Source organism: Orenia sp. (genome assembly GCF_055140805.1).
In genome coordinates, this window is the sequence record NZ_JBSQYM010000016.1 from 1 (window position 1) to 20,678 (window position 20,678).

General features: G+C 32.8%; 13 protein-coding genes, 3 pseudogenes and 1 riboswitch. Of the genes and pseudogenes, 2 read left to right on the plus strand and 14 right to left on the minus strand.

Annotated features, from left to right (window positions below; translation table 11 throughout):
- Positions 1-423: 423 nt before the first annotated feature.
- Together ACTCDL_RS03200 and ACTCDL_RS03205 are read right to left on the minus strand one after the other, a co-directional pair.
- Positions 424-2,118: an AAA family ATPase gene (locus tag ACTCDL_RS03200; protein ID WP_463173986.1), complete on the minus strand. Its 1,695-nt coding sequence runs from the start codon at positions 2,116-2,118 to the stop codon at positions 424-426.
- Between the two features lie 104 nt (positions 2,119-2,222).
- Positions 2,223-2,909 carry a calcium-binding protein gene (locus tag ACTCDL_RS03205; protein ID WP_463173960.1) on the minus strand — a complete coding sequence of 229 codons (687 nt, stop codon included), beginning with the start codon at positions 2,907-2,909 and terminating at the stop codon, positions 2,223-2,225.
- 203 nt (positions 2,910-3,112) lie between these two features.
- Here ACTCDL_RS03205 and ACTCDL_RS03210 point away from each other — a divergent pair, with 203 nt between their 5' ends.
- A complete protein-coding gene (locus tag ACTCDL_RS03210; protein WP_463173961.1) occupies positions 3,113-3,658 on the plus strand; it encodes a DUF3231 family protein in 546 nt (181 codons plus the stop codon).
- A gap of 159 nt (positions 3,659-3,817) precedes the next feature.
- On the opposite strand, the gene ACTCDL_RS03215 is transcribed toward ACTCDL_RS03210, so the two are convergent.
- The 6 genes from ACTCDL_RS03215 to ACTCDL_RS03240 all read right to left on the minus strand — a co-directional run bounded on the left by ACTCDL_RS03215 (position 3,818) and on the right by ACTCDL_RS03240 (position 14,714).
- Positions 3,818-4,723 (minus strand): CGNR zinc finger domain-containing protein, encoded by a 906-nt coding sequence (locus tag ACTCDL_RS03215; protein ID WP_463173963.1) that lies wholly within the window; start codon positions 4,721-4,723, stop codon positions 3,818-3,820.
- 260 nt (positions 4,724-4,983) lie between these two features.
- Positions 4,984-9,852 carry a DNA repair ATPase gene (locus ACTCDL_RS03220; protein ID WP_463173965.1) on the minus strand — a complete coding sequence of 1,623 codons (4,869 nt, stop codon included), beginning with the start codon at positions 9,850-9,852 and terminating at the stop codon, positions 4,984-4,986.
- Between the two features lie 10 nt (positions 9,853-9,862).
- Positions 9,863-11,929 (minus strand): flotillin family protein, encoded by a 2,067-nt coding sequence (locus tag ACTCDL_RS03225; RefSeq protein WP_253250801.1) that lies wholly within the window; start codon positions 11,927-11,929, stop codon positions 9,863-9,865.
- A gap of 111 nt (positions 11,930-12,040) precedes the next feature.
- Positions 12,041-12,694 (minus strand): hypothetical protein, encoded by a 654-nt coding sequence (locus ACTCDL_RS03230; RefSeq protein WP_463173968.1) that lies wholly within the window; start codon positions 12,692-12,694, stop codon positions 12,041-12,043.
- A gap of 589 nt (positions 12,695-13,283) precedes the next feature.
- Positions 13,284-14,093, minus strand: coding sequence for an ATP-binding protein (locus ACTCDL_RS03235; protein WP_463173970.1), 810 nt, complete (start codon positions 14,091-14,093; stop codon positions 13,284-13,286).
- A gap of 189 nt (positions 14,094-14,282) precedes the next feature.
- Positions 14,283-14,714, minus strand: coding sequence for a bacteriohemerythrin (locus tag ACTCDL_RS03240; protein ID WP_097019218.1), 432 nt, complete (start codon positions 14,712-14,714; stop codon positions 14,283-14,285).
- A 65-nt stretch (positions 14,715-14,779) separates the two neighbouring features.
- A riboswitch (cyclic di-GMP riboswitch) is annotated at positions 14,780-14,863 on the minus strand.
- Positions 14,864-15,064: 201 nt separating this feature from the next.
- On the opposite strand from ACTCDL_RS03240, the gene ACTCDL_RS03245 reads away from it, so the two are divergent.
- A complete protein-coding gene (locus ACTCDL_RS03245) occupies positions 15,065-15,286 on the plus strand; it encodes a cation transporter (protein ID WP_097019219.1) in 222 nt (73 codons plus the stop codon).
- Between the two features lie 104 nt (positions 15,287-15,390).
- Here ACTCDL_RS03245 and ACTCDL_RS03250 read toward each other — a convergent pair.
- From ACTCDL_RS03250 to ACTCDL_RS03275, 6 genes and pseudogenes are all read right to left on the minus strand, one after another.
- Positions 15,391-15,531, minus strand: a pseudogene (locus tag ACTCDL_RS03250) (UvrB/UvrC motif-containing protein); the annotation flags it as partial.
- 45 nt (positions 15,532-15,576) lie between these two features.
- Positions 15,577-15,639, minus strand: a pseudogene (locus tag ACTCDL_RS03255) (UvrB/UvrC motif-containing protein); the annotation flags it as partial.
- A gap of 51 nt (positions 15,640-15,690) precedes the next feature.
- Positions 15,691-15,756: pseudogene (locus ACTCDL_RS03260) on the minus strand (UvrB/UvrC motif-containing protein); the annotation flags it as partial.
- Between the two features lie 47 nt (positions 15,757-15,803).
- On the minus strand, positions 15,804-17,783 hold the full coding sequence (uvrB, locus tag ACTCDL_RS03265; RefSeq protein ID WP_463173973.1) for an excinuclease ABC subunit UvrB: 1,980 nt from the start codon (positions 17,781-17,783) through the stop codon (positions 15,804-15,806).
- A 334-nt stretch (positions 17,784-18,117) separates the two neighbouring features.
- The gene (locus ACTCDL_RS03270) at positions 18,118-19,290 is read right to left on the minus strand and encodes a divergent polysaccharide deacetylase family protein (RefSeq protein WP_463173975.1); all 1,173 of its coding nucleotides are present in this window, start codon (positions 19,288-19,290) and stop codon (positions 18,118-18,120) included.
- Between the two features lie 15 nt (positions 19,291-19,305).
- Positions 19,306-20,484 carry a S41 family peptidase gene (locus tag ACTCDL_RS03275; RefSeq protein WP_463173977.1) on the minus strand — a complete coding sequence of 393 codons (1,179 nt, stop codon included), beginning with the start codon at positions 20,482-20,484 and terminating at the stop codon, positions 19,306-19,308.
- Between the last annotated feature and the right edge of the window lie 194 nt (positions 20,485-20,678).

The window sequence follows — 20,678 nt, forward strand, 5'->3', positions numbered from 1 at the left end:
GTTCTTAACTAAAAACCTTAAAAGATAACTTTCAGCAACGAATCTACCGAATTTACGCGAATAAAACTAAAAGATTAATTAATCTTTTAATCTCTAATTCGTGTTAATTCGTTGCTAATCTTTAGCTTTTGATCTTTAGTCTTTTATTACACTTTAGACTTGGATATCTATATATGTGAGTCTAGAATAAAAGTTAACTATGATTCTATATAGAGAAAAAGTGACATTTAGAAGGCAGGTGGGTAGGGGTTAGTAAAATCCAACTACCTAACCCTTAACTACCAAAGTGAAAAGTATCGCAATATCCAATTAAATTTTATTCTAAATCAACACACCCATATATAACAACTATTCTAAACCATTTCAAAAATATACACTATGTTTATGTAGTTTTGTTGTTTCCTAATTATCAATTCTCCATTCTCAATCCTCAATTAAATAATACTCTTCTTTGCCTACAAACACCAACAACACCTTCTTCACATTCTCCCTATCCTCAAAATTCTTGCTTTTTGCATAATCCTCTAACTGCCTTAGCCCCGCTTCCTTAACCTCATCTAACCGATCTTTCGCACTCTTCTTCAAATACTTCAACTCAATAATCCATTCATACTTCACATCTGGCATTCTTAAATCCTTCTCTAAGTAGATATCAATATAACCCTTCTCTACCTCTCTTTCACTGACTGGCTTGTACGCCTTACTATCAACAAGATAGGAAAATAATATTACCTTAATATACTTCTCATCGAAGTTCTGTAAATCTCGATTCGATAACCTCTTTAAAACATTCTCACTTATATAGTCGATATAAGGCATTATCTGACCATCATAAGCCAAATTTTCTATAGATTTTCTTAATTCGTTGGTACTTAATCTAATCTCAAACCTACTTTCTAAACTCTTCTCAATATATTCCCAAAAGATAGTCTTAACCACATAATTAGGTATCTTTAAAAAGAGTCTCATCCTCTCTCGCCTATCTATTGTCAACAATCCCATATAAAATAAGAGTGAAACAAAGTATTCATCATCATACATCCTATCGAAAGAAAACTTAGTAACAAGGTCAGCTACTATACCTTCATTCAAGATAATCTCTTCTAAGACCCATCTATTCTCTTCATTGCTAACTAAGCGATTTAGCCTACCATAATCGGTCTTTACATTCTCATCTATTAAATCCTCTGGATAAAAACCGGTCATCTGCCACTGATTAAAGAAGTACAAGACCATATCTGGATTATAAACCCTCTTTTTCCCACGATGATTAAATAAGTAACCATTATAATTATTCTTCAATTCAACTAAGGATAATTTGTCATCAATCATATTAAATTCACTTATAATTCTATTTACCTCATCTTCTGTAAAACCTAGCATCTCATTAAGTATAGGATTCATAGTCAAATTACTAGCTATATTAAAGCCACTAGTCAGATCATCAAGCATAATTGGAGAAATTCCAGTAATGAAGATTCTATCTATTACATTTTCAGTTCCTATCTTAACTGTCTCATAAAAATCTCTGACAAAACCAGTTGCTCTGATAATATTTTTATAAAATTTACTTTCACCCATAGCAATTATATCATTAGCAAAATGGTCATATTCATCAATTATTAAATAAACTTTTTGCTCTAACTTCTTTACTGCTGTGATGAAAATGCTTAAAATAGCACCTATATCTTCAATATCCTTTATTCTAGCCTTAATTTCTAATCCATTATCAAAATATTTTTTATACCTATCTAAACAATCAAAAATTGAATCAATTAAACTTAATCTAAAGGAATTCTCTAATCTATCTTCATTATCTGTATTTAACCCTGAAAAATTTAACTTTAAAATAAGATAATTATTCCTTAATTTAGTTGGATTTTGACCTATGTATAAATCACCAAATAGCTTCTCAAAATTATCCTTCTGGTTAATATCATAATAATGCTCCAAAGTAGATAAAAAGAGACTCTTGCCAAATCTTCTTGGTCTAATAAAAAAGAGATACTTAGCTGATAAGTTTTCTAATTTCTCAATATAACTTGTCTTATCAATATATAAATAGCCTTCTTCACGTAAGGCTCTAAAATCAGAAATTCCATAGGGTAGCTTCATTATTATCACCTCAATTTTATTATATCCTAATTTTTATGGTATTAAAAACTAAAAACCAACTATTAAAATAGCCAGTTTTAAGGGAATATAAATTATTACTCAACAAGTTAACGATTAGCAAACCAAACTGCATAATCATCTAAGTATTTATAATTTGAACTTTCCTTATCAATAGCTTCTAAATCACATAGAGGAAAGTGATATTTCTTTCTACCTTTTCTAGCTTTTATAATTATTCCATATAAGTCATCTATCATCTCTATCTTCTTGACACTTAATCTGTCACCTTGCTTTAAAGCACCTTCTGGTTCTTGATATTCAAAAACCTCAGCTTCAAAAGGAAAATCAAGAACCTCTTCTAAATGTTTTTCCCATACATCTAAAGTTGCCATAATACCTCTATTCTTAATATTTTTTAGAACTTGATTAATCCTTTTCCCTTGCTCTCCAAGCCCCCAAAATACCCAATCATACTCTTCTTCAATCTGATTAATAAGCTTTTCTACATCCTCTTTATTATCTCTAGGATCAACCTTCTCTAAATCCTTAACATCAAGATTAATCTTGGCATACCCTAAGCCTTCTTCTTTGCTAGTAATAATAAACTCTTCAGACATCTCTTCTAAAGTAATACTATCCCATTGAACAGCACAACTATAAGTATCTTCTTCCTTGAACTCAAATATATTTAGTACTCTTCCCTGCCATCCTCCTATTGAAATTTCTTCATCATCTGGGCACTTTACATTGGATTTTACTTTTATTGAATCACCTATCTTAATCTCTAATTTCATCATATATTCTTCCTTTCTTTTAGCTTGTTATAATTATTTTATACTCTAAAGCCATCAAATACAACATTACTCTACTAAGGTATTAAATTATTACTTTTTTAGCTAAAAAACTTTGAATAAATTTCGTTAATAAAAACTAAAACAAAGTAAATGAATAATAAAAAATTCCTTGAAGAGAATAGATACAAGGAGGTGAACTTTAGATGACCAGCATCAAAGATGCTTTAACAGGAATCTTAAGCAACGTAACAGATGATGAGCCTAAAAGTCCAATGCATATAGGAGAGGTAATGAATTTATGGCTTTACCATGGTACACTAACTGAAGCAAATCGCTATGTAGAGATAGCCCTAAATACAACTACTGATGATGAATTGATAGTTACCTTAAAACATAGCTTTGAAGATTGTAAGAGGCAGATTAAAAAAATAGAAGAACTCTTTAAAAAAGAAGGTATTTCCCTACCACCCACTCCAACCCCCAAACCACACTCTAACCCTGACGATATTCCTCTCGGAGTTAAGTTGACTGATGATGAGATTGCTAATGGACTATCACTTAAAACTGTCTCAGCAATTACTCTATGTGCCTCAGGTATCAGCCAAGCAATTAGAGCCGATATAGGCACTATTTGGTTAAATTTTCTCTTAACTAGAGTTAAGTTTGGTGCTATGCTCAATTCATTAATGAGAAAAAGAGGATGGATTAAAACGCCACCCTATTATTATTCTTCAAAGCGTAGTGAATAAGTCTTCTATGTTTAACAGGTAAAAAGCGACATTTAGGCGGTAGGTGGATAGAAGTTAGGAAAGTCCAACTAGCTAACCACCTACCAACCTAATATCGAAAGTGTTTTAATATACCCATAAAGTTTCATCTTAAATTGACACATCTATCTCCCTTATTCTTTAAGAACCCTTAGCTTTTCTCTCTCTACTCTTTTGGACATTAGCACAATTCCTACAAGATACACTACAATATTTAGTCCTAGCATTGTTAGAGATAAAGGCACTATCACAGTACTTACATCTATTAATCAATGTTGATTCATCAGTAACTGCAAAGGCGTAAATTGTTTCGATAGCAGTTTTTAGTGAATCAAACTGCCAAGCAATATTGGTATTATCCAATTGATTTATTGTAAAACCAATCTTATGTGCTTGAAACTTGCCAGCCATAATTGTAACATTTTCAGTTAAATTGCCAGCTTCATTTTGATATATTAATAATTGATTAAAATGTGAAGAGATCATCTTAGCAAAATCTATTATCCATTTAAGCTGTTCAGAATAAAATCTTGAAAAAACAAGGTCTAAGACAAGGGGACGCTTACCATAGTACTTAGGTGAATCCTCTCTTTTTACTACATCAACACTATTTCTATACTCTTTAATTACAATATCACCTTCTTTAGTAAAAGGAATAAATTGACTTAAATAATCGCTCTCATCCATCATCTTTTCTTTACTAACCAAGTTATTTTCAATCAATAAGACCTTTTTATCACCTATAATATTTCGATTATATACACTAGCACTTATCAAACCCAATAAACCATATTTTCTAGCAAATATCAAGATATCATTATTTAATTTCTCTTGATTATCTTCTTCTAAATTTAGAGCATTATCACCAAGATTGATTAAATCCAAAATTAAATCTTCTGCGACATTAAAGGGATTATACATAGTAAAACTAGCTTCTTTAGCTGGAGTAATATAAATTTGGCCTGCTGAGTTTTCCTTAATCTCATAATCACTATATTTAATCCAATCTGTTGCAAACTGTCCAATTAAGTTGACTTTGCCATCCATTCTATTCGCCCTCCTCTTAATTTATTATATGTAATAGTTGTAACCGTTATAACTATTACATATCTTGTTTATTATTTTACTCCTCTTTTAATACTTTGTCAATTATTTTTGAAAAAATAAAATTTATAACACCAAAATAAAGAGATGACTCTTCATTTTTGAAGAGTCATCTCTTTATTTCTCTACTATTAGTTATTTTTTACCCTTAAAATTTGAACTACTATTTGATATTCTTCTTTATTATCTTACTTTAAGAAAAATCAACTATTTTTCATACTACTTCCTATTAATTTCAGATTTTCTCCTATATTATTCAACTCTCTTATCACTTCAATTATCCTTTGACCGCCTTCTTCTGATTTCTTCTTCAAATAAATCTCCTTTATCTCTGTCCACCTTGCCTTTCTTTCTTTACTCATTCTATCAGTAATTTCATAGAACTTCAATAAGCTTGCCTCCGCTTCAGTTGCTAACGTCTGGGCATCATTGTTATAGCTATTCTCTATTAGCCTATCTATCTCACTATCATTCATAATAGGGACTACCTTTTCCACAATCTTATTCATATTTCTATAAGAGCCTTGGAGCTTAAAAGGAGGCTCTGTTCGATATTCATCACTTTGGGAAGAGGAATAGATATACTCCATATTCACCTTTAATATCTCATCTCTTATCTTCAAACAACTCTCTAAGACCTTTAAAGCCTCTTCTATATCCTCTTCAGTATAACTACCAGTTAAGTTAATATCACCTCTATCACCTGTAGCAAGAGCTTGAATTAACTTATAGATATCCTCAGGATACTTCATATATATCTTGTTCAAGTAACTATTTGAAGTAATAGCATTCTCTAGATAGCTTAGCTTAAAGGCCTCTTCATTCTCCCTTAACATATCTCCTAGATTATATACATCGGCTCTATTTGCTAACATATCAGGAATCTTAAACTTATCTCCACTCTCAGTATAAGGGTTTCCAGCCATTACTACAGCAACCTTCTTCCCTCTAAATTCATAGGTTTTACTGGCTCCTTTATAAACACCTTCAATCTTTCTCTGCCCATCACATAAAGATATAAACTTCTGCAAAAACTCTGGATTTGAATGCTGAATATCATCTAAATAAATCATCACATTATTTCCAACTTCAAAGGCTAAATTCAACTTCTTTAACTCTTCTCTAGCACTGGCATTCTCAGCCTCAGCTGGGTCAAGGGAAGTAACGCCATGACCGATAGTTGGACAATTTATCTTAACCAGCATCATACTCAATCTGTTGGCAATATACTCTATCAAAGTAGTCTTACCATAGCCAGGTGGAGATATCATCAGTAGCATTCCCATATTATCAGTTCTCTTGCTCTTTCCTGCTGTACCTATCTGTTTGGCCAAGTTATCTCCAATTAAAGGCAGATAAACCTGGTCTATCAATTTACTTCTTACAAAGGAAGTCAATACCTTTGGTTGTAGTGCTTTAAAGTTAATCTGATTCTTGATAGCTTCAATCTTCTTAATCTTTAATTTCTGAAACTCTTCATATTGAGGAATAATATTCTCTTTAAAGTTATCAAGCTTATCAAAAAACTCTACAACATTTACCTTATACTTACCATTCTCAATAGATTGATGAGTTCCTACCAACTTATCTATGATTATCTCAGACTTTTTATTGATTATTCTCCGCTTATCATAGTCACCTAAGATTAAAATAGATATCACTTCATAAAGATAATCATTAAACTCTAATTTCCTCTCATACAGATAAGACTTAACCCATTCGTTGATTAAAATATATTTTCCTTCTAAATCATCCTTTAAATTTTCTAAAGATTTCTTAAAATCTCCTTTAGCCCCCTTTGACACAAGGAAGTTATTAAAATCTTCATATACTTCTGCTGCTTCTGTACTTACTACAAAACTCTCATGCTGACTTATCTCTTTAGCAAGGTACTCAGCCACCTTAGTAAATTGATGGGACTCTATCCAAGGATTCTTAGCTACAAAGGCTCCTATCTTTTGAGCCAACGCTGGAATAAATCCCCCTACCAATCCCCGCTTAGAGTATTTTGCTATAAGATTGACAGTCCTTAATCTATTCTCTAGTTTTTCTTTTCTATCTTCGGCTAATTCGCATTCCCAAAATAGATTTGCAATGGCCCTAACTTTGGGATTGTAGGAAGCCAACTCTAATTCTAGATAGGTATCGACCAAAGCACTTAATATCTTTGTTCCATCATGGTCATGGACACCCTTGGTATAATACTCTTTAGAATGGTTCTCTATATACTCCTTTATTACACTACTTAAAACCTTCTCATCTTTCTGATATAATTCTTCTAAAGAATTATCCTCTTGATATCCCTTGAAGATATTATAGGCCAAAAATTCTGCCCGATAGACATCATCATTTTCAGATATAACCTTCTGCTCCCAAACCTCTTTATATTTAGTAAACTCCTCTTCATTTACCTTCTCCCAAAAATCGGTACCCGAGATATGAAAGTAAAATCCATCTTCTTTTTTTAGCAAACTCAGTTCAGGTTTTTGACTATTGACTAGAAAATGATTATCTCCAAATTTGATAGTATTTTCATCTAAGAATAGTTCCTTTTTATCCTTTAACTGCTTGATGCTAGACTCTTTCAAGGACTTCAACTTATTTTCAATATCATCAGCCTTGGTACTATCCCCAAGCTCTATTAGCTGTTCTATAATATCTCTGATCTTATCTACCATGGGACTAGTAGAAAGAAGTTCATTGATCGAGCTTACTTCTTCAAAAGACTTGACCATATTTTCTAAGCCTTTAAAGATTCTCTTAGCAGCATTGCCCAAAGAGTCTATCTTTCTATTCTTCTTCTCCAGTAATTGTTGCTTTTTTGATTCAAAGGTTGATATGATCTCTTCTCTTTTCTCAGTTAGCATTACTACAAAATTATCAAAATCAGAGAACTTACTCTCTAATTCATCAATTTGTACTATTATCTTAGACATATAGTCTTCGGTTTTTTCCACAGTAGTAGATAGATCTAAATAGTTGGATACAGAATGAGTCAATAAATTTAGTTTAGAATAGAACTCAGACTCCTTCTCCTTAGCATTTAAATTATCTATCTTGTTCTTCAACTTTGATTTACTTTGATTCAAATTAGAAAAAAGCAGAGAGATCTTATCAATTATTTCAGAAGTCTTAGTGGCATCTTCTATCTTCAAACTATTTACTATATTGATTAAGAGCTCTAGTTCTTCTGATACCTTTATTATCTTCTCATTCAATTCTCTTCCATCAATAACTTTTTCAATATTGTTTAATTGAAGCTCTATCTCTTCTACCGATTCTATATAGGGGTTTAAACTATCATCAGCTAATAAAAACTCTACACAATCCTCTGATAATTTATCATTCTTCTCCTTTATCTTTAAGGATAAAGCTTCAACCTTTTCTTCATCAATAAACTGTAAGTCCTTTAATCCAGCAATTTCTCCTCTTACTTTTCTTATTTTGGTCAAATATTTTACAAAATCATTTATATTTTCAAAGGTATTGTAGCCAATTGCTTTTGTGATATCTTCTACTTTCTCTCTTACTTGCTCATATTGATTGGCTGTATTCTCTTTTATCTTCGTAACCTTATCAAACTCTTTAATTGCAATTGCCCCTGCTTCTTTAATCTTAAGCAAAGACTGTTTTAGATTAAAAGCTTCCTCTTTATCTACCCAAAAATAATTATTTATAATCTTTTCTGCATCTCTTACTATATCTATATACAACCCATAGTAGCTATCATCTTTTTTAGATAAATTATAGAGAGAATAACAGTCAGCCATCAATCTAACTATCTCTTTATTTCCTATATTATATAAAAATCCATCTTTATCCTCTTCCTTTGCCTTGACTATATCTTTAGCAAAGGAGGTCTGCCAAATTTGGATAGTATGATTTCTTTTAGGCTCTTGCCCTGCTTTAAAGATAACCATCTCTCCATTATCAAAATGGGAATAGCCATTACAGATTATTGGAGTCTCAATCTCTTGATGAATGATATTATAATTATGAATATAATACTCACCTGTTACCTTATCAAAAAAGATATATTGATAGTCTTCACCATTGATTGAAGCTTTTTTATTCTGAAAGACTATATTCTGATAGTCTAGTTCAAACCTCTTAAAGCCTCCTGATTGCAGGAAGATTCCATCAGGAAAGATTATTCCATGATCTTCTGGAAGTAATACTACCGATTTTCCGATAGAATCTATCCGTTGTACCTCTTTTGTCTTCTCATTGAAAACAATATATCTATAATTATCTTCTTGATAAGGCTTCATCTTAAGTAAGATAAGATTTCCTACTATAGCATAAAAGACATCAGCATCATCAAGCTTCTGATCCTTCTGCTCTACCTCTTCTGCATAAATTCCTTCTCCAGAATTTGTATTGTCCTCTATCTTTAAGGTTAAGGTTCCACCAATTGTCTCTACAAATACACGATCTTCAATAGAGATATGGGGATGAAGACCAGCAACCTGGTCTTCTCTTGTAGTCTCTTTCCATTCAATCTCTTGCTGGGTAGGATATGTAATTTCATGGCTGAACCTATTTCCTAAATATTCTATAGTACCATCTTCTTTTAGCAGCCATTTAAAGCTTTTAATATCATCTACCTTTTCCCCATTTTGAAAGACCATATAAATAAAATTATCTTTCTCATGAAATTTAGCAAAAAAGCTCTCTTTATAATATTGATATAGCTCTCTAAAATCACTTTTAAACTGCTTATCATCTAATAAAGAGTACTCCTCTCTAGCAAATCTACTTCCATTATAAGTATATACAGAGAAGACATCACTTAATTTAGTTTCTGATTTTAATCCAAGATGTACATTATACCCTAATATAACCTTATTCCCTACAGGAACTATATCCCTAGGTATACAGCTATTCTCTGTAACTATAGCTTCACTCTTCTTTAAAGTATTTTTAGTCTCCCCATAGATCTCAATTCTTTTTTGATTCAATCTTTCTAACTTATCTTTCAACTCTGCTGAACTTTCTAGCAGCCTATTTTTAATAACATTATAGGTCGCAATACCTTCTTGTTTTTTCTCTTCTTTACTCTCTTTGCTCATATCTATCCCCTTACCCAATTATCGATTTTATTGGATCATTCTCTACTCCAAGCTCTTTAGCTTTGTCCAAAATTCTACTAATAACTGTATTTGGAGTACCATTAGAACTGTCCATATACTTCATTATAGCATTGGAAATTGTAAGGTTCTTGATAGCTTCAGAATCTACATTAAAGCTATCAATTAAAGTCTTTAATTGCTTTTGGAAATTATCTATATCACCACTAAAAAATGTATCCTTTACATCTGTTAAAACATTAGAGTTGTTGACTAATCTATCAACTTGCTTTCCAGTACTGATCGAATTTATTAGCTTATCAAAGAAGATAGAATCTCCACCAACAATATCAACATTAGCATTCTTCAAGCCATCTCTCATTATTTCTGCCTGTGCTCTGGCTATCTCGGCTTGAATGCTGATCTCTGCTAATTCTACCTCTTTATCTTTATTCAGCTTTAATTTAAACTCTTCATGCTCTTTTCCTACAGCATCTAATTTCTTCATTGCTTCTGCTTTCTTATTGATTCCTTCTGCCTCTGCTAATGCCTTCTCTCTAGTTACTTGAGCTTCTGATTCACCTTTAATCTTAATTGCTTTAGCTTCTGCTGCTGCTTGCATCTCTTCAACCTTAGCTTTTGAAGCACCGTCTGCTTCAAAGGCTTCTGCTTGTGCCTTCATTACTCTAGAGTCAGAGATTCCTTGTACAGAAGCTTCCTCAGCCTTGGCATCTGCCATGATCTTGATAGATTCAGCCTTTTTATGGGAGGTCTTTAATTCAGTATCTGCCATGATAACCTCTTTCTCAGCTAATTCTTGAGCACTTCTCTTCTCTGCTTCCGCAAGTTTGATCTTATCAATTGCTTTAACCTCGGCATCACTTTCAGCCTTTGTAACACTTACCGTCTTCTCTCTATTAGCCTGAGCTATCTCTCTAGTATCTTTTATCTTCTCTTCCTCTTCAGCTACCGATTTCTCTACTATTACCCTCTCTCTGACTACCTCTTGCATACTCTTCTTCTCTTTTTCTAAATCCTTCTCCTTGGCTATCTCCGCTAGTGAAACTATCTTTTCTCTCTCTGTTCTCTCTATCTCAGTCTCTTTTTGTGCTCTTTCTTGCTCTACAGACTCCGTTCCCTCTTTAGCTATTCTAGCAATAATAATCTGTCTATCTTTATTCTCTTCAGCAATTGAAATTTCTTCATCTGTCTTAATTCTTGTTCTTTCTGCCTTTAAGCGTTCTTCTTCCTCTACAATCTTTATCTGAGAATTTTCTCTTGATTTCAGATTAGCTATTTCTCTTTTTTGCTTCTCTTCTGCTTCAGCCTGTTGTCTTTGAAGCTCTAATACGGCTTCTCTAGCACTTACATCCTGTTTTACAATCGTTTTCTCTTTATTTCGTTTAACTTCATTGGCTCTGATTGCTTGCTCAGCAGTTAATTCAATAATCTTTTTAATACCTTCTGAGTCAAGTACATTATTCTCATCTAAATTTGCTATATTTGTCTGTTCTAAATAATCAATCGCAGCATCATCTAAGACATAACCATTCAAGTCAGTTCCTATAACTTGAAGAATCTCTTCCTTGAAAGTATCTCTTTCAGTATAAAGCTGAGTAAACTCAAACTTCTTACCAACTGTCTTTAAAGCCTCAGAAAATTTAGCATCAAAAAACTCCATTAAAGTATTAGTATCAGAAGCTTTTTTAGTCCCCAAAGCTTTAGCTACCCTTAATACATCCTTTTCAGTATGATTTACCCTTACAAAAAAAGCAACCTTAATATCAGCTCTTAAATTATCCTTACATACTAAGCCAGCCTTACCACTTCTTTCAATCTCTACTCTTTTAATCGATACATCCATCAATTCACAATGGTGTAAGATTGGGATAATCCAAGTTCCAGTAAAGGAGACCTTCGACCCTCCAATTCCATTCTTAACAATAGCAGTTCCTTGATCAACCTTCTTATAAAATAGTGTCAATAATATAGGAAATCCTATAAATATAAGAAAAGCAACTCCTGCCACTACATACAATATCATTTCTAACATTCCCATATCCAAAATTCCAATTTCCAATTAATATTCCTCCTTAAATTATCTTTTTATATAAAAGAAGCTTTATACTTCTTTATATACAATATTCTCATATATAGCTTATGTAAGTTTCTATAAACTTATAGTCGATAACTATAGTTGCTCTCTTACAATATAAATATCTTTCTTATTATCTTTAGAGATTACAATTGCTCGACTTCCTCTTATAATACTCTCACCCAATGATTTTACATTTATTATAATAGGATAGTCATCGACTATAATCTCAGCTTGGGCAATATTTGCTGAACTTAAATTAGATTTTAAGATACAACTCTGTCCAATAATTTCAATATCACTTCTATCTTCCATAGAACTAAAAAACTTCTTTAAAGGTTCTGTCAGCCCTTTAGTTATAAAAGCTGAGATTATACAGTTTAGTATAAATGCTAAGAGCCCCCAAATAGATCTTGGAGAAATATTGCTATAATACAGCAACATACTCAAAACCCATAATAGAAGAAAGAAAATAGTCCCATAAATTATAATAGGTACAGAACCAAGATTTAAAAATTTCAATATCCGCAGAAAGTAATATCTGATTGGACCAATCTCTAATCTTGGGTCTTCTGTCTCAACTCCACCATCAAAGTACATATTAGACGAGAAATCTATATCTAAGTCAAATTCAATAACATCAAAAGAAAAGATCCCCAATATTATTAAAACCCAGTAGCTCATTACCATAATTAAAAAAACTGTAGCTAAGATATTAATCCCAGTAAAAGCAAATTGAATATATTCCATAATCTCTCCTTTCTATAGATAAGTAAGATTCTAAGTATAAGATTGAGCTTGAGGAAAACATAAAATATTATTTTAATACTTTACTTATATTTAAACTTAGACTTAAGCTTATCTTCAAAATCATATCTATATTTTTTAATTTAAGTCAACACCTATACTACAAAAGGTTCCTTTTATTGTATATAATTTTATCAAAGGACTTATATTGTCTTTTTATTACTTTTTTAATCTATCATGTAAATTTTTAGATGTCAAGTGTTCTCTCTCTTTTTCAAAATAATTGACAGAGAGAACTTAAAATTTTTAATTTATTTATCTTAAATCATCTTCTCATCTCAAAGAACTCAGCAACCTTTAATTATACCTCCTATATTTTTCGATTATGAAACAAAATAAAAACTGACTATTAAAATAGTCAGTTTAACCATGAAGATTCTAGCAAATTGTATATCTATTCCTAAAGCTCCTCCAATAATAAAAAGAACATTATTAGTTAGGTTGCTAATCTCCTTTCAAACAAAAACAAATATAATTATATCTCAAAGCAAAAACAGGCTTCTCAGCCTGTTTAAGAATACAATTTATTGAATTATTTAAGCTCTCCATTAATTCCAATAGTTACAATCTCAACCTCTATATCTACACCAGATCTTTTAACTGCTTCCTCTGTAATTCTAACCATTCCACCACAGCAAGGCACTTCCATTCTAGCTACAGTAATACTCTTTAAATCATTATTAGCAATAATTGTTGCCAATTTATCTACATAAGCATCACCATCATCTAGCTTTGGACAGCCAATTGCCACTGCCTTTCCTTTTAATAACTTACGATGATAATCTCCATAAGCAAAAGGTACACAATCTGCTGTGATCAATAGATCAGCATTCTTAAAGTATGGTGCAAAAGGTGATAATAAGCTAATCTGTACTGGCCATTGTTGTAATGTTGATTGAACCTCTATATCAGAATCCCCATTATTATCATTTTTCTTCAAGCTCTTAGCTTGGCTTCCTGGACAGCCACCACTAGGTTTTTTCATTACTCTCATTCTACTTCCAGGGCAGCCTCCACCATGATTATGCTTAGGAGCTTCTTCCTTAGCTTCATGTACCTCCTGAGCCTTCATCATCTCTTCAACTGCCTCATCACCTCTTAAAGTTCTAACATGCTCTGCTGTTGCATCCAAGTCAAACTCTTTAGCCTCTCGCTCTTCAATTACCAATGCTCCAGTAGGACATTCCCCAATACAGTCACCAAATCCATCACAGAAGCTCTCATTGACCAACTTAGCCTTACCATTAACTATTTGTAAAGCTCCTTCATGACATCCAGTTACACATAATCCACATCCATTACATTTATCCTCATCAATCGTAATAATTTGTCTTTTAGCCATTTAAATCTCCCCCTTGTAATTTTATTTATATAAAGACCTCAGCCATTAAACTCTAGCTCTTAGCTTAATTAAATTATAATCTCTTTCTTATCTTAGTTCTGTGAATTCGGTCACACAGGGAAGAATTTAAGAAATAACCTTATTAATTTTTATTTTAAATTAATAAGATTCTCAAATAGATAATCTAATTTAAATAGCATCCTCATCATAATTTAAAAATATAAGTTGGTCTTCATTTTTGGTATGCTTTATCCATCTATTAATTAAATCCTCTTTTAAATTGCTTATAAATAATTTAAGTAAAAAGAGATCAGAGCTATCATGTACTAATTCCCAGTATTTCCTCTTTAACCCCTCTAACTCATCTCTTAACTTTTGATGTGTCTGCTTATGTTCAGCATAAGCAGAGTAATTAATCTTCTTTTGAATTGCCTCTTCCTCAGAAAAATGGGTTTCTACATAATCAGTTAGAAAATATAAGAGATTTTCTAAGTTTTCTTTTAAATCATCAATTCCTCCATCTAATTCTTGTAAAAATTTATTTATCGTCTTTAAAAATACCCGATGATGAATATCAATTTCTGGATATCCAAGCTCTAACTCACTACTCCACTTAATCATTTTATCACCCCTTCTCTATTTAAAACTTAAATTATAATCAAAAAAATAAAACCCTATATTATAAATATAATATAGGGTGGGTTCACCATTAACTCCATATAACCCAAGGTGACCAGATATAGGTTATACTTCACAGTTCCTTAATAATTTCACATTATCCAATTCTCTTTATTCTATTTAGACTATAACTATAACAATTCCTGCTTTTTAATTGAATTTTAATCTATTTTTAAGCGCTTTTTAATTAAGCCTTTATCAATTTATACTAATTAGAAATCTAGTTATCCCTTTAAATTCAAAATTAAAATATCGGTTATACTAAGGATAACTAGTTAAGAGGAGGTGCTAAAATGAAAAAGAAGTTATACATTGATGGTTCCTTTGATGAAGAATCTACCGATAAAATTAAGACTCAGTTACAGGAAATAGATAGTATTAAATTTGTTAATATTAATGCTAAGGAAAAAAGTGTAACTGCAACACTGAGAACCCAGATGAAAGATGAAGACATAAAGGAAGCTATAGAACGAATTGGTGATTATAATGTCGATAAAATACATGATTTAGATTAAATATTTCTACAAAAATATAAATCAAATTATTTTTTGCCACGAATCTCACCAATCTACATGAATAATTCAAAAGATTTTATTTATAAACTAATTTCTTTAATATCTTATTCGTGTTTAATTAGTGCTAATTCGTGGCTAACTTTATTTTTTATAATAATTTTTAATATATATCTATAAAACCTATAAATTCTTAATTCCTCAATCTCGTCTCTAATTTGAGCTGCTAGTTCAAACTCAAGGTTCTTTCTCCGAGTTTTTAAAAATCAAAAAACTCTCCGTGCTATCAAATTTTATATCTTATTTCTTAGCTCTTCTATCTCATCCCTGATTTGTGCTGCCAACTCAAATTCTAGATTAACCCTCTGAGTCTTAAACCCCCAAGACTCTTCGTAAGAGTGCTATCATCATAATTTAGAACGTAACTCTTCAATTTCATCTCTAATCTGAGCTGCTAGTTCAAACTCAAGGTCCTTCCTACGAGTTTTTAAAAATCCAAAACTCTCCGTGCTATCAAAATTTACAGTTTATCTCTCAATTCCTCTATCTCATCCCTTATTTGAGCTGCTAACTCAAATTCTAGATTTGCCGCTGCTTCCTCCATCTCTTCTTCTAAGTCAGCAATCTCTCTTAAGATTTCTGCCTCTGACATCTCCTTTAGCTCCTCTTCATCAACCTTGTACTCTTCTCTTGTTTCAGCAATCATATCTACAGGACGGAGTACCTCTCTAACCTCTTTTTTAATGGTCTGGGGTATAATCCCATGCTCCTTATTAAACTCCATCTGCACTTTACGGCGACGATTGGTCTCACCAATTGCTTCTTTCATCGAATCGGTCATCTTATCAGCATACATGATTACCTTACCATTGGCATTACGAGCAGCTCGTCCAATTGTCTGGATTAAGGAACGATTAGAGCGTAGAAATCCTTCTTTATCAGCATCAAGGATTGCTACTAAAGATACTTCGGGAATATCCAGTCCTTCTCTCAACAGATTGATTCCTACTAAAACATCAAATTTACCTAAACGTAAATCTCTAATAATTTCTAACCTTTCAATAGTATCTATATCAGAATGAAGGTATCTAACCTTAATCCCTGCTCGCTCCAGATAAGCAGTCAAATCCTCTGCCATCTTCTTGGTTAAGGTGGTTACTAAAATCCTTTCACCAATATCTATTACCTGATGAATCTCATCTAATAAATTATCAATCTGATTCTTGATAGATCTGACTTCAACCTCGGGATCTATCAATCCAGTTGGGCGAACAATCTGCTCTACAACCTGTTGACTATGGTCTAATTCATAAGCAGCTGGTGTAGCAGAGATATAGATAGCCTGATTGATTAAGCTCTCAAATTCATCAAATTGCAAAGGTCTATTATCCAAAGCTGAAGGCAATCTAAAACCATACTCTACCAGCTTCTCCTTTCTAGAGCGGTCACCAGCATACATTCCTCCAATTTGGGGAATTGTCTTATGGGATTCATCGATTACTAATAGAAAATCATCAGGAAAATAATCAATCAAGGTCTGAGGGCGACTTCCTTCTGCTCGCCCTTCTAAAAGGCGAGAATAGTTCTCTATCCCTGAACAGAAACCAACCTCAGCCAACATCTCCATATCATATTTGGTCCTCTCTTCTAATCTTTGAGCCTCTAATAACTTACCTTGACCTCTTAGATAATCAAGTCTCTTCTCTAACTCCTCTTCAATCTCCTTTAAAGCCCGCTCTATCTTATCCTCTGGTGTAACAAAGTGGCTGGCTGGATAAATGGTCAGCTCATCTAGTGTACCTAAAATCTCTCCAGTTAGAGTATTTATCTCTCTAATCTGATCTATCTCATCACCAAATAGCTCTACTCGATATGCCTTATCTTCATAAGCAGGAATTATCTCAATTACATCACCATTGACCCTAAAGGTTCCTCGTGCAAAGTCAATCTGATTTCTCTTATACTGAATGCCTATCAGCTCTCTGATGATATCACTACGATCCTTAATCATCCCACGCTCTAAATGGCAGGTCAAATCTAAGTAGTCTGCCGGATTACCCAATCCATAGATACAGGATACACTAGCCACGATAATCACATCTTCTCGTTCAAATAGAGAACTGGTTGCTGCCAATCTCATCTTATCAACCTCTTCATTGATAGAAGAATCCTTCTCTATATATGTATCGGTCTGGGGAACATAGGCCTCTGGCTGATAATAATCATAATAACTGACAAAATAACCAACCTTATTCTCAGGAAAGAACTCAATAAACTCACTACATAATTGAGCAGCCAAGGTCTTATTATGGGCAATTACTAGGGTAGGCTTCTGTACCTTCTCAATTACATTTGCTACAGTAAAAGTCTTACCCGATCCAGTTACCCCTAATAAGGTCTGTTCCTTCATCCCAGCTTTTATCCCTTTAGTCAAGCTTTCAATTGCTGCTGGCTGATCCCCTTTTGGAGAGTAGTCAGAGACTAATTTAAATTTAGACATGATCTTCACCCCACCTTTTTATAATGATTAATCTATAATAAGATAACACAATAGAAAGATATTACGACACTTTTAAATATCAGTGTGAGTGGGTGTGTGAGTGTGAGTAAACCCCAATATAAAGGCACTTCACACACACTCACACTGATAACTTACACTAATACGAAAGTGTCCCAATATACCTATTATCTATCATTACACATATCTCATATTATAATTAATATAATGTAGCTAAAAAAGCACCCACAAATGTAGGTGCCCTAACTTCTTAAACTTCTAATCTTGCTGCTTTGATTCATCACTTGTCACTCATCACTCATTACTCTTCACTGTTTTATTTAACTAATTCAGATACATAAACCAGCTTAACTCCCATTTCTTCAATAGTAGGAATCATCTCTTGAATTGCTAAGGCAGTATTCATCCGGATATGCCCAATAATTACTAACTCCTTCTTCTTTAAGGCTACTTTAGCTAAACGAAGTAGCATCTTCTCAACAGCCTCTTTCTCATCAACATTATCTATAAAAAGATAGTTTGCTGCTGTTGGAACACCATACTCTTGAGCGGTCTCGAACCCAACTGACTTATGAGAGGTACTGCTATCTACATAAAACAACTCTCTTTCTCTTAATACATTCATAATCTCTGTCATGACATGACTATCAGCTGAAGCCTTAGACCCCATATGGTGATTGACTCCCAATACATCAGGTAAACTAGCTAAGTTCTTCTCTAGAATCTCTTTAATCTCTTCACTACTCATAGTGGTATAAATAGCTCCTTTACCAGGGTTGACCTCAGGATTCATTGGCTCTAGTGGCTGATGTAAAGTCATCTCAAAGCCTGCTTCTTTAATTAATTTAGCATCCTTTTGAGAATGAGGTCTGAAAGGTAACACAGCCATAGTCAGAGGTCGATTGATGCTCAGCATCTCTTCAGTCCCTTTACGATTAAAACCCCAGTCATCTAGTATAATTGCTAACTTCGCCTTAGGCTTGGCTTGAACTAATTTAAGTTGATGGGTAACTATCTTCTCACCTGTAGACTGGGGTTTAAAAGCAAGTTTGATATTTAACACTTGCTTTTTCTCTTCTACCCAATCTACCTCTACTATCGCAAACTCTTCCTCTAGTCTATGCACTATTTTATCTTTAGTAGTCTCTAATAATTTGAGCTTATTTCCAAAGAGAGGGATTTCTAGCTCACGATAATTATAAGTCCAAGTAAAGTGATAATCATCAACCTTTCTCTCCCTCTTCTCTGTCGATGCTTGAACAATAAACTCTTCATCATTTAATCCTAAATCTTCTAACAGACTATCTATATAATTATTATAGTCATCTATTGTTTTGCTATAATCTACCTCTATAGTTTGATTTACTGGTTCTTGACCCATTGTTTCTTCATCTTGATTGACCACTGGCTTAGTATCTTGGCTACAAGATGTAAGTAAGAATAATAGAGTCAAACTGACAAAAATGACTAATATCTTGTCTCTACTCATTAGAAAAAGTCCTCTCTAATTTAATTTATCCTCTAATATCTTAATTGCTTCATCTAGTTGTTCGTCTGCTTTAGTATCAGGATTATATTTAACCTCTACATCAGGTTCAATCCCTTGATGATGAATAAATCTATTCTTTGGAGTATAATATTTGGCAGTAGTCAATTTAACAGCGGAACCATCAGATAATGGAACTACACTCTGTACTACACCTTTACCAAAGGTCTTCTCTCCTACAATAACTCCCCGTTCATCATCCTGAATAGCTCCAGTTACAATCTCAGAGGCACTGGCACTTCCTCCATTTACAAGAATTACTAATGGTGCATCTGTTGCTGTAATTTCATTAGAGACAGGAATAGATGTCTTCTCACCTTGGCGTTCTTTAACATGAACAACATAGCCCTTATCAATAAAGTTACTTGCTACCTTAGCAGCCTCACTTAATAATCCACCTGGATTATTTCTTAAATCGAGAATATAAGCTTGGGCTCCTTCTTTATGTAGCTCTTCAATCTTAGTAGCAATCTCTTCTCCTACCCCATCAATAAATTGAGCTAACCGAATATAGCCAATCTTATCTGTCTTCATCTCAGATTCAACATAAGAAAGCTCTATCTCTTCTCGAACAATATCTACATCAAATTCTTTAGGCTCCTTAGCAGATTCTTCTTCTGATACTTTTCTCTTAATAGTTAAAGTTACTTTTGTACTAGGCTTACCCTTCATCATTCCTACAGCCTCTTCCATCGGCATATTCTTAGTCGATACACCATCAATGGCCATAATCATATCTCCACCTTGTAAACCAGCCCGCTCTCCTGGAGTATCTGTGATTGGAGAAACTACAGTCAATTGCTTATCCTTCATCGTAATAACTATTCCAATACCACCATACTTACCGTCAAACTCTTCTTGCATATTCTGAAAATCCCGTGGTGGTAGATAGACAGTATAAGGGTCATCCAAACTCTCCAACATCCCATCAATAGCACCGGTTAATAAAGTATCTATATCTGTTTCTTCAACATAACTTCTTTTAACTAAATCCACAATTACAAATAGCTTTTTAAACATATTAAGTTCACTTACTTGGTTTGCTTGGGCTTTATGAAAGAATAACCCTACAGATCCTGCAGTAACTAACATGAATAATATTAAAATTATTCCAAGTGTTCTATTTCTCTTAAACATATATTTTCCTACCTTCCTACTTGGTTTATTACATTTAATTCTACCATTTATTTTGAACTTTCGCAAACAATCTACCTATAATAAAGCTATATATTATAGCTAATTGTGGATGATTTTAATTCACTATATAAAAAGTAATATTATATCATATTTATTCTAAAGTCATAAAAGTTTAGTAAAAGATATTATCACAC

Coding starts and splice junctions, on each gene's coding strand:
- ACTCDL_RS03275 (WP_463173977.1), bottom strand. CDS start 20,484: ATGTTTAAGAGAAATAGAACACTTGGAATAATTTTAATATTATTCATG.
- ACTCDL_RS03240 (WP_097019218.1), bottom strand. CDS start 14,714: ATGATTAAGTGGAGTAGTGAGTTAGAGCTTGGATATCCAGAAATTGAT.
- ACTCDL_RS03205 (WP_463173960.1), bottom strand. CDS start 2,909: ATGAAATTAGAGATTAAGATAGGTGATTCAATAAAAGTAAAATCCAAT.
- ACTCDL_RS03235 (WP_463173970.1), bottom strand. CDS start 14,093: ATGGCTAAAAGACAAATTATTACGATTGATGAGGATAAATGTAATGGA.
- ACTCDL_RS03245 (WP_097019219.1), top strand. CDS start 15,065: ATGAAAAAGAAGTTATACATTGATGGTTCCTTTGATGAAGAATCTACC.
- ACTCDL_RS03270 (WP_463173975.1), bottom strand. CDS start 19,290: ATGAGTAGAGACAAGATATTAGTCATTTTTGTCAGTTTGACTCTATTA.
- uvrB (WP_463173973.1), bottom strand. CDS start 17,783: ATGTCTAAATTTAAATTAGTCTCTGACTACTCTCCAAAAGGGGATCAG.
- ACTCDL_RS03220 (WP_463173965.1), bottom strand. CDS start 9,852: ATGAGCAAAGAGAGTAAAGAAGAGAAAAAACAAGAAGGTATTGCGACC.
- ACTCDL_RS03210 (WP_463173961.1), top strand. CDS start 3,113: ATGACCAGCATCAAAGATGCTTTAACAGGAATCTTAAGCAACGTAACA.
- ACTCDL_RS03230 (WP_463173968.1), bottom strand. CDS start 12,694: ATGGAATATATTCAATTTGCTTTTACTGGGATTAATATCTTAGCTACA.
- ACTCDL_RS03215 (WP_463173963.1), bottom strand. CDS start 4,723: ATGGATGGCAAAGTCAACTTAATTGGACAGTTTGCAACAGATTGGATT.